Annotated in this window: 12 protein-coding genes and 2 pseudogenes; 7 read left to right on the forward strand and 7 right to left on the reverse strand. The window is 69.2% G+C overall.

Annotated elements, in window-relative coordinates; translation table 11 throughout:
• The first annotated feature begins 15 nt into the window (after positions 1–15).
• The 7 genes and pseudogenes from Asera_RS29790 to Asera_RS29820 all read left to right on the forward strand — a co-directional run bounded on the left by Asera_RS29790 (position 16) and on the right by Asera_RS29820 (position 5,393).
• Positions 16–213, forward strand: a complete 198-nt coding sequence (locus Asera_RS29790; protein ID WP_030450019.1) for a hypothetical protein — start codon at positions 16–18, stop codon at positions 211–213.
• A 90-nt stretch (positions 214–303) separates the two neighbouring features.
• Positions 304–825, forward strand: a pseudogene (locus tag Asera_RS29795) (transposase); the annotation flags it as partial.
• A 60-nt stretch (positions 826–885) separates the two neighbouring features.
• Entirely contained in the window at positions 886–1,665 is a 780-nt protein-coding gene (locus tag Asera_RS29800; RefSeq protein ID WP_212804483.1) for a transposase, read from the forward strand.
• A gap of 213 nt (positions 1,666–1,878) precedes the next feature.
• Positions 1,879–2,439: pseudogene (locus tag Asera_RS29805) on the forward strand (IS256 family transposase); the annotation flags it as partial.
• Between the two features lie 84 nt (positions 2,440–2,523).
• Positions 2,524–3,695 (forward strand): IS3 family transposase gene (locus tag Asera_RS29810; protein WP_169745943.1). Its coding sequence is split into 2 segments (ribosomal slippage): positions 2,524–2,794 and positions 2,794–3,695, totalling 1,173 coding nucleotides; the frame shifts between segments, so codons are not numbered across the junction.
• 72 nt (positions 3,696–3,767) lie between these two features.
• Entirely contained in the window at positions 3,768–4,433 is a 666-nt protein-coding gene (locus tag Asera_RS29815; RefSeq protein WP_212804765.1) for a hypothetical protein, read from the forward strand.
• A gap of 423 nt (positions 4,434–4,856) precedes the next feature.
• Positions 4,857–5,393, forward strand: coding sequence for a FadR/GntR family transcriptional regulator (locus Asera_RS29820; protein WP_169745931.1), 537 nt, complete (start codon positions 4,857–4,859; stop codon positions 5,391–5,393).
• A gap of 66 nt (positions 5,394–5,459) precedes the next feature.
• Here the strand turns inward: Asera_RS29820 and Asera_RS29825 are convergent, their stop codons facing one another.
• The 7 genes from Asera_RS29825 to Asera_RS29855 form a co-directional block, all read right to left on the reverse strand.
• Positions 5,460–6,536, reverse strand: a complete 1,077-nt coding sequence (locus Asera_RS29825) for an NADase-type glycan-binding domain-containing protein (protein ID WP_157035211.1) — start codon at positions 6,534–6,536, stop codon at positions 5,460–5,462.
• Positions 6,537–7,113: 577 nt separating this feature from the next.
• Positions 7,114–7,671, reverse strand: a complete 558-nt coding sequence (locus tag Asera_RS29830) for a phage tail protein I (RefSeq protein ID WP_030449770.1) — start codon at positions 7,669–7,671, stop codon at positions 7,114–7,116.
• A complete protein-coding gene (locus Asera_RS29835) occupies positions 7,671–9,626 on the reverse strand; it encodes a putative baseplate assembly protein (RefSeq protein ID WP_030449769.1) in 1,956 nt (651 codons plus the stop codon). Before Asera_RS29835 ends, Asera_RS29830 begins: the two co-directional genes overlap by 1 nt.
• Positions 9,623–10,045 (reverse strand): GPW/gp25 family protein, encoded by a 423-nt coding sequence (locus Asera_RS29840; RefSeq protein WP_030449768.1) that lies wholly within the window; start codon positions 10,043–10,045, stop codon positions 9,623–9,625. The genes Asera_RS29835 and Asera_RS29840 overlap by 4 nt, the downstream gene beginning before the upstream one ends.
• A gap of 24 nt (positions 10,046–10,069) precedes the next feature.
• A complete protein-coding gene (locus Asera_RS29845) occupies positions 10,070–11,956 on the reverse strand; it encodes a phage baseplate assembly protein V (RefSeq protein WP_084132883.1) in 1,887 nt (628 codons plus the stop codon).
• A complete protein-coding gene (locus Asera_RS29850) occupies positions 11,956–13,077 on the reverse strand; it encodes a phage tail protein (protein ID WP_169745930.1) in 1,122 nt (373 codons plus the stop codon). Before Asera_RS29850 ends, Asera_RS29845 begins: the two co-directional genes overlap by 1 nt.
• A 238-nt stretch (positions 13,078–13,315) precedes the next feature.
• A complete protein-coding gene (locus Asera_RS29855; protein WP_035298780.1) occupies positions 13,316–13,789 on the reverse strand; it encodes a phage tail protein in 474 nt (157 codons plus the stop codon).
• Positions 13,790–13,793: the final 4 nt, after the last annotated feature.

The following is a 13,793-nucleotide window of genomic DNA, read 5'->3' on the forward strand; positions in this document are numbered from 1 at the left end:
GTAAGGAATGCCAGCGTGCCCCGCTCCACAGACCCCGAACGCACCTACACGATTCGACAGCTGTACGTCGAACTGGCCCGATACCACCAGACGCTGGAGGACACCGGAAACCACAGCCGCAGCACGATCGAGAGCTACGTGACGCACCCGGTGCGGTTCCTGCGCTGGCTCGCCGGCGACTACGACCCACGCCGATCCGACCCCTGGCCGTGATCGCCATGGGCGCCCAGAACCGGGACTGTAAGACGTTCGGTGTAACTCCCGATCATGGAAATGACATCGATGACCGAGATGATGTCCGGTATGGACAACACCGACGATCCGGCACCGGCGGCTGGCCTGGGCGGGCTGGATGAGCAGCTGATTGATCAGCTGGTCGATCGGGCCAAGGCCGGTGGGCTGCAGCGGACCGGGGAGGGCGGGCTGCTGGCGGCGCTGACCAAGCGGGTGCTGGAGTCGGCGTTGGAGGGCGAGATTACCGACCATCTGGGCTACCAGGCTCACGATCCGGCTGGTCGAGGTAGCGGCAACTCCCGCAACGGCGTCCGCAGCAAGACCGTGCTCACCGAGGTCGGTCCGGTCGAGCTGGATGTGCCTCGGGACCGCAACGGCAGTTTCGAGCCGAGGATCGTGGCGAAGCGACAGAAGCGGCTGTCCGGGGTCGATGAGATGGTGATCTCTCTGGCGGCCAAGGGATTGACTACCGGCGAGGTCCAGGCCCATCTGGTCGAGGTATATAGGGCGCAGGTGTCACGGCAGACGATCTCCACGATCACCGACAAGGTGATCGAGGGCATGGTCGAGTGGCAGAACCGGCCGCTGGATGCGGGGCAGGTTCTAAAGGTTGTCCCGTAATCGTTGGTCCGCTCGGTCGTTGACCTTGGTGTGGAGCAGACGATCAGGTCCGATCAGCCGCAGTGGATCCCGGTGTTCACCGGCCTGTCAGCCCGGCAGTTCGGCAAGCTGGTGGCCATCGTGGCTGGTCGCGGCGGACAGCAGACCGGCGCTGGCCGCCGGTGGGGGCTCCCGCTGGCCGACCGGGTGCTGTTGGTGGCCACCTACTACCGCACCAACCTGACCCTGCGGCAGATCGCGCCGCTGTTCGGAGTATCGAAGTCGGCCGCCGGGCGCATCGTCGATCACCTGGCCCCACACCTGGTACTGGAGCCCCAGAGCCGCCGGCACCGACCCGACACGGTCCTGATCGTGGACGGCACGCTGGCGCCCACCCACGACCGGAACATGTCGGCCCGGTCGAAGAACTACCGGTACTCCACCAACCTGCAAGTGGCCATCGACGCCAACACCCGCCTGACCGTCGCGGTCGGAGATCCGTTGCCCGGCAACCGCAACGACTGCCGCGCCTACACCGACTCCGGCGTCGACCAACAGTGCGCCGGCGCGGCGGTAATGGCCGACGGCGGCTACCAGGGCAACCCGGAGGTAATCATGCCCTACCGCAAGCCGCGCGAGGGTGAACCGCCGCTGCCGCAGTGGAAACAGGACCTCAACACCGTCCACCGCCGTATCCGCGCCCGCGTCGAGCACTGCTTCGCCCACATGAAGTCCTGGAAGATCCTCCGCGACTGCCGCCGCAAACAACGAGGCGTCTGGTACGCCGCCGCCGGTATCGCGTTGATGCGCAACCTGACCATGGTCGTATGACCGGCCCGACGCGGCCGTGAAGTCCTTCCGCGTCAACCCATCAAGATCATTACGGGACAACCTTTAGCGATCGTTGCGAATCCTGATCGGAAGGACTCGCCGTGGCCCGTTACGCGTGGAACAAGGCTTCGCTGCAGACCAAGCGCCGGTTCTTTGAGTTGATCCGCCAGGGCATCAGTGGCCAGGCCGCCTCGTTCGCGGTCGGCGTGTCGCCGAGCTGTGGCCGATGTGTTGATGATGGTCTGCGACGGGCTGTCCGGGCTACCGGAAGCGATCGCCAGTGTGTGGCCAGCCACGGTGACGCAGACCTGCGTGGTGCACCTGCTGCGCAACAGTTTCCGTTACGCCGGCCGGCAGCACTTCGACGCTATCGCCAAGGCGCTACGGCCGGTCTACACCGCGCCCACCGAGGCCGCCGCGGCCGAGCGGTTCGCCGAGTTCACCGAGGCGTGGGGCACCCGATACCCGGCCATCGTCCGGCTCTGGGAACGCGCCTGGGCCGAGTTCGTGCCGTTCCTGGCGTTCGACCCGGAGATCCGGCGGGTGGTCTGCTCGACCAACGCGATCGAGTCGGTCAACGCCCGGATCCGTCGCGCTGTGCGGGCCCGCGGGCACTTCCCCAACGAACAGGCCGCGCTCAAGTGTGTCTACATGGCGGTGATGAGCCTGGACCCGACCGGCATCGGACGCAAACGCTGGATGATGCGGTGGAAGCCCGCACTCAACGCGTTCGACATCGCCTTCGACGGCCGTCTGGCCGCCGGCAAGAAGTAACCCACCCAACCCTGAGATACACCGAACGTTTGACAGACCCGCCTGATCTGTGAGGCTGTTGGCCTTGCTGGAAGGATGTTTGCTGTGCCCAAGCCCTATCCCCGCGAGTTTCGGGACAACGTGGTCGCGGTCGCCCGTGCCGGCGGCGCGCCGCTGACGCAGATCGCGAAGGACTTCGGGATCTCGGAGTCGTGTCTGTCCAACTGGCTGAAAGCGGCCGATGTTGCCGACGGCAACCGGCCCGGCGTGACCCGCGAGGAGTCGCAGGAGCTGCGGGAGCTCAAGCGCCGCAACCGGCTGCTGGAGCAGGAGAACGAGGTCCTGCGCCGTGCGGCTGCCTATCTGGCCCGGGACATCAACCCAAAATGATCTACCCGCTCGTCCGCGAGTTGGCCGCGGCCGGCGCCCCTGTTCGGGTGCCGGTCGCGGTGACGTGTCGGGTGCTGGGCTTCTCCCGGCAGGGCTACTACCAGTGGCTGGCCGGCCCGGTCAGCCAGCGTGACTACCAGGATGCGTGGCTGACCAACGCCGCACTCGATGCGCACGCCGATGACCCGGAGTTCGGCTACCGGCTGGTCGCCGACCAGCTCCGCGCCGCCGGCCACCACGCCAGCGACAACCGGGTATGGCGGCTGTGCCGCGACCAGCGGATCATCTGCGCCCACTCGGTCAAACGCGGTCTGGGCCGCAGGCCCGGTCCGCCGGTGCATGACGACCTGATCAAACGGCCAGGTGGCGGCAGGGACTTCACCGCTGCGGCACCCAACAGGGTGTGGCTGACCGATATCACCGAGCATCCCACCGCCGAGGGCAAGCTGTATCTGTGCGCGATCAAGGACCTGTGGTCCAACCGGATCGTGGGCTACTCCATCGACTCTCGGATGACCTCTGAGCTGGCGGTCGCCGCGCTGCGGCACGCCACCGGGCTGCGTTGCCCGGACCACACGATTGTGCATTCCGATCGCGGCAGCCAGTTCCGGTCCCGGAAATACGTCACCACGCTGCACCAGGCCGGGCTGACCGGGTCGATGGGACGGGTCGGTGCCTGCGGCGACAACGCCGCGATGGAGTCGTTCTTCGCGCTGCTGCAGAAGAACGTGCTCAACCGCCGCCGCTGGACCACCCGTCACCAGCTGAGGCTGGCGATCGTGACCTGGATCGAAGCCACCTACCACCGCCGGCGTCGTCAAGCCCGCCTCGGCCGGCTGACCCCGATCGAGTTTGAGACCATCTACACCACCGCACACGCGGCCTGACACCCATCAACCCCGAGTGTCAACCAAACTCGGGGCAGTCCCGACCACCGGCGCCGGGAGTTTCACGGCAGTGTGCGCCTGGACCTCGCTGAACCGCACATGTTGGTACCAGCAAATGCGGCACCGTCGAGCACTCACCGTCTGCTGCCCTCCGGGCACGCCATCCAGGTCACTGGTGAAGATCAGCACCTGGACACTCTGAGCGCATGGCTGCGTCCCGAGGGCGAATGCTGGGTACATGCGACCCTGCACGAGGTGGTGCAGCAGACGGCCCGCGCCTCGCGTGCCGTGGTCGAGGTACGCATCGACGAGGAGCGTATCGGGCAACTGACACCCAAGATGAGCGGCGACATGATCCCGACCATCCAGCATCTGGCCGAGCAGGACACCATCACTGCGGTACGTGCCGTGGTGAAGGGCAACCGGATCAAGACCGAAGTGGTCCTCTACGCGTTGCGGGCGCATGAGTTGCCCGACACGTGGTTGGACGCGCGGACATCCACGCGGCAGGCCCGGGCGGCGGCACCGGCCGTGGCAGCGCCTCCGGCGCCCAGCGCAACGACGGCAACTCCATCCAGCGAACCGATCCCGCCTCCGCCGACATCGTTCCGCTTCAACCCGCCACCAGACTGGCCACCGCCACCGCCGGGATGGGCCCCGCCCAGCGGCTGGCAGCCCGATGCCAGCTGGCCGGCGGCACCGCAAGGCTGGTCATGGTGGGTGGCGTCCTGGGACTAGACCGCACCGAACGCATACGGCGTGAGCCCGCCAGAGCGTGTACCTGCTCCTCTGCTGTCCCAAGCCATGCAGAGGGACCCGTCGACTTCGCGGGGCCACGGGCGCCTATTGGTCGGGTTCGGGCCAGGCGCACCTCCAGCCGCGCCCGCGATGGATACGCGCCTTGCGTGGGGTAGTAGGCCAGCCGCTCGAGGGCAACGAGGGTGTGCTGAACTCCGCGTACAGCGGGCCGGGTCGGGCCACATCATCCTCCCCAACAGCCAGACGCGGACCCGGCCGGCGGGGTTGCCGCCCTGGGCCGCGAGCGAGGCGTTGACCCCATCGGCCCGGATCGTCCGTTCGCCGGATACCGGGGCATCGATCGGACAACTAGCGTGGTGCCGCTTCCACGTCGGCCGAAGCATGGTCGAGAAGGAGCCGGACATGACGACTTGGGCGGGGAGCCCTCCGGATGAGCCAGCCGGCACGAGCGTGCCGGCGGACCCCCGTCGTCCTGAGTTGCTTCGATACTTCCTGGAGACCAGTGAGGTCATGGGACCGACGATGGCCGCCCTGGCGGCCCGCCGGGCCAGCCACGAGGAGATTCGGCGGATGTGGACGCTGTCCATCCAGGTGGAGACAGCTGACGACGACATGGAGGCGAGCGTCCGAAGCGAACTGGCGTTTCATCAGGAACTTGCCCAGGCCACCCACAATCCGATCCTCCTGTCGACTTACCTGACGCTGCTGCCGGTGGCCACCGCATGCGCGCGGGTATCGCTGCGCGTTGCCGGCGCGCCGCGGCGGAGCGGGTACTGGCACCGCCAGATCTCCCAGGCCATCGAGTCGGGGGACCCCCAGCGCGCGGCAAACGCGATGTGCCTTCATGTGCGGCAGCTTCTTGCCGAGCTTGGGCAGGCGGAGCTGCTGGCGTCGACAGACACCACGGATCCGCCGTGGTCCGATGACGCCGCCAACTGACCGCAGGTCACCACGGCTGGCCGCCTCCTTGGCCAACCGCGCTGGCGCACTGGATGAGTCTCGCGCTCACTGTTTGGCGAACAACTCGATCTCGCTGATCGCGACGTCGCTGCCATGCTGCGATCGGTACACGTGGGTTACCTGGACCTCGACCTCTGTGACCCCGGCCGCGTGGGACAGCTTCAACGTCTGCGGTCGTGCCTGGTCGGTGACGGTGAGGGTGTCCGACTGCCGGTTCGAGTAGACGAGATGTAGCTGTGCAGGTCGGTCATGGTCGGCGTAGCCGGTGGCGGTGCCGGCGGTGAGAACCAGTCGGGTGAGGCTCACCCGGCGCCCCAGATCGAAAGTCAGCGTGGGCGGGCTGTTCGGCTTCCAGACGACCTCCCAAGCGGTGTTGCTGTACCCATCGGCGACATCGGCCGGCGGATGGTCGTGCCGCCCCGTCGTTCCGGACACCGTCGACGGGTGAACCGGCACGTAGGTCGGATGGACCACCCCCCAGGCGCGGTCTTTGACCGCCTCGACCCGTGGCGTGACGATCCCGTTGACCCTGTTGCGCAGAGGCGGATAGGCAACGTAGGTCAGGCCGACCAACACACCAAGAATCCCGGCGATCGTGACCGCCCGACGGTACAGCCGACGGAGGGCGGCACGGATGTCGCGCGGTCCGCCCGAGGTGCGCCGCGCACCGGCAGCCAGGACCCGCGGACCCCGACGCGGTATCAGCCGCTGCCACCATCGCCGGCGTACCGGCAGCGCCTCGGTGAGCGAGGTGCCGCAGCGGCTGCAGAACTTCCGAGTCGGTGCGTTGCCCTCGCCACATTCGGCACAGATCAGGTCGCCGGGACGAAGCCGCCGGCTGGGTTTGGTCTTCCGGACCGGCGTCAAGCGGGCCTGCGGCGGCTGCGGCAACACGCTGCCGGGCACGTCGTCGGTTGGTACCGGCGTGGGGCGTTCGGCCTGCGATCCGGGGACGGGCCGCTCCGCCGCGGCGGAATGGGCCGGGGTCGGGCCGACGGCGGACACCAGCTGGCTCGCCTCCCGACCCGCCAGCGTGGCCCGGAACCTCGCCGCGTCATCGTCGCCCAGATCCTCGCGCGTGTTTGGGCCGGCCGACGGCGTCGATGCCGCCGGACTCTGCACCGGTGCCACCCGGACGGTGGGCACCGAGCGGCCCGGGGGCGGCGGGGCCGGCGCGGCCGATCCGGATGGTTCGGGAGACGTAGCCCCACCCGGTGCAGGTGGCGGTGGCGGCGCGACGCCGCCCGGTGCAGGTGGCGGTGGCGGCGCGACGCCGCCCGGTGCAGGTGGCGGTGGCGGCACGACGCCGCCCGGTGGCGGGGGTGGTGCAGGCGGGGGAACCGGCGGTGGCGGGGCGGCGGCCTTGGCCGGTCGCGGCGGCGGGGGCGGAGGCTTCGGAGCCGGGCCCGATGGCGGGCGGGCCGGCGCCGCCGCCTGGGCGCCGGCGGCGCCGGCTGCACCGCCGGTGGAGCCGGGCGGCTCGGGCGGCGCCTTGAAGCTCAGCCCGGGCCGGTCGACGGTCTGGGTGGTCGGTGAGAAGACGTTGGCGATCCGTGCCAGCAGCCCGGGCGGGTCGGCTTGCGGCTCGGCCACGGCCTCGTCGATCACCTCCTCGGAGACCTTCGGCGTGACGCGCTCGCCGGTCCACTCCAGGAATCCGCCGCAGGAGCCGCAGAAGTCATCGGCGTCGTGGTTGTGGTTACCGCATCGGGTGCAGATGATCATCGCGTCGCAGCTCCAGTTCGTGCAGGACGTGGGCCGGTTTCGCGCCGCGGACCAGGGCGTCGAGAAGTGGAACGGAGACCGAGTCCGGGTCTGCCAGCGTGACCCGAATACTCAGCCGTCCGCCGGGGTCGGGGACCTCGGCGCCGGGAGTCGAAGACACGTGAACGCCGCCCGTGTCGACGATCTCCACCCGACCACCCGTCGCGGTCTCCAGCAGCATCCGCAGCCCTGCCACGGTGCCGCGACAGCGGTGGATTCGCACGGCGGCCAGCACGGCGTCGCGCTGGGTGCGGTCGTCCCAGGTCTCGTCGGTCACAGCGCCGACCCAGTCGGCCAGCCAGTGCAGGAAGTCGGGCGGAGCCAGCCGCGGGTCGAGATAGGACTCGAGACACTCCAGGCTGAGCGCGACCGGCGCGATCACCTCGTCGAATGCCGAGATCCAGCGCATCGTGAAGTCGTCGTCCTGATAGATCGAGGGCAGGAAGGACCGCAGCGGGTACGGTGTGGCGAGTCCGGGGACGGTGCCGCGCATCAGTTGGCCTCGATCCTCACCTGGTGTTCGAACGAAAAGACCAGGCTGTGCGGTTCCAGGTCGACGCGACCGACCTCCGAGCCGCGGGTGCCGGTCACCGGGTTGGCGGCGAATAGCCGCAGATCCTCCACCAGATCCACTCCGCGCACCGTCTCCAGCGCGGCGAACACCTCACCGACCTGGACTGGCCTTCCGAACGGCCAACCATGTCCTTCCGGGCCGCCTCCCGGAAGCGGACTGAGCAGCCGGTACAGCACGGCCAACGAGTCCTTGCGGAGCCGTTCCGCATCGGTCCTCGGCCGCGCGACCAACCTCGCAACCGTAGTCACCCCGCGATACAGCGGCGGCTCGACCATGACCTGCACACCCAGGACACCAACCTGCCGCAGCCGTTCGGCGATGCGCGCCAGGGTGTCCTCCGCCGGGATGAGATCCTCCAGCCTGAGGTGGCCACGGCGATCGGGCGCGGCCGGCACCACGAGCACCCGAACCTGGCCGGCGTGCACACCAGCCTCGCCGGCCACCACACAGCGCACCCGACTCACCTCCGGCGCCGCTTCGCGAGTGATCGCCTCGTAGTCCTCGGCGGTGACGGCGCGGTTGCGGCTGCGCAGTAGCAGCGGCCCCCGTACCTTGGCCTGCTCCAGTGTCTCGGCGTCCACGCCACCCTGGGCTGGCTGCCGGTTCTCCACCGCCGACACGAAGGGAATGGAGGACCGTAGGGCTCGAATCTCGCCGGCCGCGACGTTGCCGTGGCTGCCACCGCCCACCGCGTAGCGAAGCATCCGTACGACCGCGCCGCGCTCGGGCACCGCGCCGTACTGCCTGGTCGAGCCGTCGGGTTGGCGCACTAACGGCCCGAACAGGACCCGGCCGCTGAGGGCGTCCAACAAGAAGTGCCGGTCGGTGGGCGCACTGTCGGCGAAGTGCTCCACCTGGATCCAATCCCGCCAACCGCGATCGGAACCGATCTGCAGAGTCGGGGCACCGAATCCGGCCAGCACCGGGGAACGCGACAGCGCGAACCACTGCCCCGGTGTGCCGTCGGAGGTGCCGACCGCCTCCCCGTCGATCACCTCGGCGTGGAAGACCTCAACGGTGCCGCCGACGGTGGAGGCGGCGATCCCCTCGATCAGCGGGCTGGTGTGGTATGGCGGTTGCCCCTCCGCCGGATCGACCACCCGTGCCCGCAGCCAGCCGGCGAGCTGCCCGTCGACCAGGCTCTGCCGGTGCCCCGGGGGAACGTGCAGGATGATTGCCCCCGGGCGGTTGAGACCACCCGTCTCGTCGAGCCCCACCGCACACTCGATCCAGCCGTCCGCGCAGCTGGCCTCCCAGACCAGCGGCGGATGTACCGGATTGACCCCGATGCCTTCCACCCGGCCCTCGAAATCGATGCGTACCGCGGCGCTAGGCACCTCAACATCAACGCCCAGCAACAGCGTGTCGTCCGGTACCGGCACCGCTGAGAAGGCAGGAACCGGGGTACCGAGCTCGAGTCGCTGGGTCTGCTCGACCGACTCGCCTGCGCCCGCCGAGCGGGTCCGCAGGCTGGACAGTGCGCACGGGGTGACCTCCAGTTCGGCACCGGTGGAGAACACGAGCGGCGCCTCTCCGCCGGTGCGTTGGGTGGCAACCAGCGTCCCGGTCGGTACCACCAGCGGGGCCCGGGCCGCCGTGGCGAGCCAAAAGGTGACAGTGGCCCGGGCAGCAGTGGCGGGGATCAGCCGCACCCCGATCAGGTCCAGGAATCTCACGAACAACCGGTCCGGCACCCGGTTGAGCCGGTACAAGAGTTGGTCGGTGAGAAACGCCACCGCCTCGACCAGGGTGATGCCCGGATCGGCCGGGCCCCTGTCCGTCCACTCTGGACAACGCTGCATGATCAGCCGGCGTGCGTCCGCAACCAGGTCATCGAACCGACGGTCATCGAGATTGGGCAAGGGCAGGCTCATCGGACGCCGCTCCCTTCCACCCCGGTGTTCTCCACCAAGCTGTCGAAATCGAGCACGACGCTGCGGTCGGGCTCGCCGGCGAGCCGGTAGCGGATGTCGATGCGAAAGAGGCCGGCGGCCTCATCCACGGCCGGTTCCACGAAGACCTCCCGCACCTGTACGCGCCCTTCCCAGCGGGTCAGGGCGGCCCGCACCTCGGTGGCGATGCGTCCGGCGGTGTCGACGCTCATCTCGGCGAACACGAAGTCACGCAACCGTGAGCCGAAGTCCGGCCGCATCTGCCGCTCACCCGGGTAGGTCAACAAAATGATGCGCATCGCTTGCTCCACCCGCTCAACCCCGCTGTTGACGGCGATGGCGCCGTGAGCCTGTGCCCTCGGTGGGAACACCCAACCGGTTCCGATGCTGTCGGACCTCACGGCTCCTCCTCGCGTTTGGCTGGACTAGTTCAGCTGGATCGGCTTGCCCTTGACCGCGACCGGCCCGGCGCCGTCGATCTCGACGGTCTTGCCCTTGAGGGTCAATCGGGAGCCGCCGTCGATGGTCACCGTGCCCGCCGCGCCCGCCCGGATCTCGATCGAGCCGTTGCACTCGATGGCCAGTACGCCGGGCCGGTCCGGGCTGCAGCGCAGCGCCACAGACCCCGCCACCTGGTCCAGGCACAGGCCGATCCGGCCGTCCGCCGAGCCGAGCGTCAGGTCTGCCGCAAGGGGCTTTCCCTTGCCGTTCGGTGGTACCTCGTCGTGAAAGGCAAGGACGTTGCCGGCCGGGGTGACCAGCCCGCGCCGAGCCACGGCACCGGACTCGCCGGCGGCATGAACGCCGCCGTTGCCGGGTCGGCCGGTGCCGGGCCTGCCGCCGGCGAGTCCGTACCCGGTGCGCGTGCTCGCCAGGCTGCCCAAAACGTACGGGCGGCGCACGTCACCGTGTTCGAAGGCCACCAGGACCTGGTCACCGGGGCTGGGGAGAAAGAGCGCGCCCTCCGCCGCGCCGGCGAACAGCTGCCCGGTCGGCGACCAGTCCGACTCGTGTGCGGGTGAGAGCCATGGCAGGCTGACCTTCACCCGGCCGAGTTGCTCTGGATCGTTGACGTTGGTGACCACCCCACACACCACCCCGTCGACAGTGGCGGCGCTGTCGCGACGGCGCGGGTCCGGTCGGGCCAGCGCCAGCAGAGAGCGATCCTGCATCCCGCTGGCGGTGAAGTTCGTGCGGTAGCCGAAGACTTCGGTGTCGAAGACGTGCCGGGCACCGCTGAGAAGCCAGCGACCGGCGAACGTGCCGGGTAGTCGGTCGAGCTGTACCACGCATCCGGCCTGAATCCGCGCATCCCCGAGGCACTCTCCGTCCGCCTCTGCCTGGGTGCTTCCCCATCGGGCGGCAGCGGACCGAGCGGCGGTAGCGGCTGCCGCGTCACTGCCGCCGGGCAGCGGCAGGGGAAGGGTGGTGACGACGTTGGCTTGCGGGCTGGGGCCGGGCCCCAGATCGTCGGCCGCGCCGCGGTGTGCCGGCTCGGGTCCGCGCGTCGGTGGGACGAACGCACCCGCGAAGCGGGCTGCCTGGGGGCCGGCGACGGTACTGGCCCCGGCGTTGGCCACCTCATGTCGGACGGAGACCGTGGTCGCCCGAACCGGATCCCAGACCCGCACCTCCGCGTGCGGCGCCAGGTTTCCGGCGGTGACACGCGGGAACAGCCGGCGCAGCTCCGCACCGTACCGCAGCCGCAACGGCGTTGCGGTGTCCACCGTCGACTGGCGGCGGAAGTAGAAGCCGTCGTCGGCAATCCCCAGCTCGTAGCCGATCTCGCGGGCCCGTTGGGACAGGAACTCCCAGTCGGTCTGATTGGCCTGCACGACGTAGTGCACCGGGTCGGCGGTGGCATCCATCCTCCCTACCGGAAGGCCTGCATCGGTGGCCACCTGCCGGGCGATCTCGGAATCCTTCTGCTGGAGGAAGGTCCGGGTACGGCGCGCCCGCTGCAACCGGTGGTCCAGGGTGTAGCCGCGTACGACGGTCGTCGCGCTCGATTCGACGAAGATGCCTTCCACCGCGGTGATCTCCCCAGCGATGAGTCGGTGCGAACCACCCGCGGTGTCCGGCCCCCACACCTGAATCGGGCTGCCCAGTGCGAGGCCGGCGATGCGCAGTGCCGCACCGTCGGGGTCTCTGAACCTGATCTCGAACATGTCCGGCACGGTCAGATGCGAGTCGACCACGACGAGCCGGATTCGATCCGCGGCCGCCGCGGGTAGCACCGTCGCCCCCGTGCCCGTCCTGATCACCGGATGCGCGAGTGCGGTGCTGTCCACCGGCGGGGTTGGCGTGCTCATCAGACCAGCCCTCCGGGCCGCTGGGCCAGCCCGGTGCGAACGTCCTGACCCGGCTGGGGTCGACGATCCTCGGCGTCGCCACCCTCGGCGGTGGCCGGAGAGGTGGCGCTCGCCTCGGGGGTGGCCGCCGACGCATCGTCGCCCGCATCCGTCGCGGCCGTATCCGCCGTGGCCGCGCCGGCCACCGCGTTCTGTTCGTCGGACGGCGACACCGTGTCCGGCGGCGTCGCCGCGTCGTCCGGGCTCTGTTCCTTGAGGGTGAGGCTGACCGTCGCCCGGACCGGACGTCCGGATCCGTCGAACCGGTCGTAGGTGGTACTGAGCTTGTCGATGACCACCAGATGGTTGAAGATGCCCCACCGAAACGACAGCTGTGGTGGCCGAAAGACCTGCGGGTTCATCAACGCGCCCGGTTCCGACTCCCGAGCACGCGGCGTCGCGAACACCAACAGGCGCTCCACGTACAGCTCGGTGTCCGGCCCCACCAGCCGGAGGTTGTTGACGCTGTAGGTCGTCTGGTTCGCCTCGACCGGCACCTTGGCGCCACTGGCGTCCTTGCTCTCCGACCGCTGCGCCGAGCGGCCAACGCTGATCGACTCGGCGTTGTACCGGAACTCCACTCGCTGCTCGGATCGTTCGTCGGTCAGGGTGATCACGCTGCGGCCCGGCCCCGCCACCGAGGAGCCCGCCGATCCGCCGAGCGTGCCGCCGAGGAACCCCTGGTGGCGTAGCTGCAGCTTCTCGATGGCGACGGAGTTGGTGCCGGCGGCAAGATCTGGACCGGTCCAGGCGACCGGCACGACACCCCGCAACTCCCACCGGGCCACGACCTTGCGGTCGGCGTCCAGCAGCGTCACGGTGGCGGTACGGTCCTCGTCCATCACACCGGCGGACCAGCTGCTGGTGACCTCGTGCAGCCAAGCCTGCAGACGCGGTGAGCTTCGTCCGTTCATCGCACGAGCCAGCGTGATCGTGCCGTACTCGAGCTGCCCGGTGAGGTAGTACTGGTGCAGGTGGTCACCGCCGGTGCGAACCGCCTGCGGGTTGAAGTTCACCGAGAGCCCACTGCACGACTGCCACTCGCCGAGATTGGTGTTGTCGAGCTTGACGGCGAAGCGCATCGACAGGCCCAGTCCGGTGCTCCGGCGCGAACTCGACGGGCCGGTCGCGGCACCCGTTCCGGTCGTCGACGCGGGAGACCCCGGCGCCTCGACGCCACCGCCAGCCGGTGCCGCAGTGCCGGTCGCCGGCGTCGGTCCGGCAGCGGCCGGTCCCGCGGGGCCGTTCCGGGCGGGTGGCACCGTACCCACGGTGACGGTCATCGCCGCTCCCCTCGTCTGTCACATCGGTTGTCCACACTCAGCTCCTGCGGTACTTGACGCTGTCGTCCAGGAATCCGGTGTGCGCGAGTTCCAGCGTCTCGACGATGGCCTTGGGCCCTCCCGCGTCGAACTCACCGATCGACCACGACACGGGAAACAGGTCGCGCAGGGTCCACTTGATGATCGGTTTTAGGTCAGAGCTCAGCATCTGGATCACGCCGCTGATCGGGTCGTGTTCGGCCGACAGCGACGCGAGCCAGCGCCGTACCACGGCGGAGTCGGGGCAGGCCACTCGGCTGAGCCGGATCCGTTCGTAGCTCGGGTTGCCCGGGTACTGACGCACATGGTTGCTGTCGCCCGAGCGGTACTCACACATCTGCCAGCTGACCTTGAGCCCGCTGGCCTTCTGCCACGAACCCAGGTCATAGGCGCTGCGGTCGAGGTGTACGAAGAAGTGATGGGCGGTGCCCATCGTGGTGTGTTTCTGCGGCGATGCCACGACAGCGACCATCGGA

The sequence above is a fragment of the Actinocatenispora sera genome, from assembly GCF_018324685.1.
In the GTDB taxonomy this organism is placed as follows: domain Bacteria; phylum Actinomycetota; class Actinomycetes; order Mycobacteriales; family Micromonosporaceae; genus Actinocatenispora; species Actinocatenispora sera.

Bases quoted from the DNA above. Each gene is read 5' to 3' on its own strand.
- Asera_RS29820 (WP_169745931.1), top strand. From the start codon at position 4,857: ATGACGACTTGGGCGGGGAGCCCTCCGGATGAGCCAGCCGGCACGAGC.
- Asera_RS29830 (WP_030449770.1), bottom strand. From the start codon at position 7,671: ATGCGCGGCACCGTCCCCGGACTCGCCACACCGTACCCGCTGCGGTCC.
- Asera_RS29835 (WP_030449769.1), bottom strand. From the start codon at position 9,626: ATGAGCCTGCCCTTGCCCAATCTCGATGACCGTCGGTTCGATGACCTG.
- Asera_RS29845 (WP_084132883.1), bottom strand. From the start codon at position 11,956: ATGAGCACGCCAACCCCGCCGGTGGACAGCACCGCACTCGCGCATCCG.
- Asera_RS29850 (WP_169745930.1), bottom strand. From the start codon at position 13,077: ATGCGCTTCGCCGTCAAGCTCGACAACACCAATCTCGGCGAGTGGCAG.
- Asera_RS29855 (WP_035298780.1), bottom strand. From the start codon at position 13,789: ATGGTCGCTGTCGTGGCATCGCCGCAGAAACACACCACGATGGGCACC.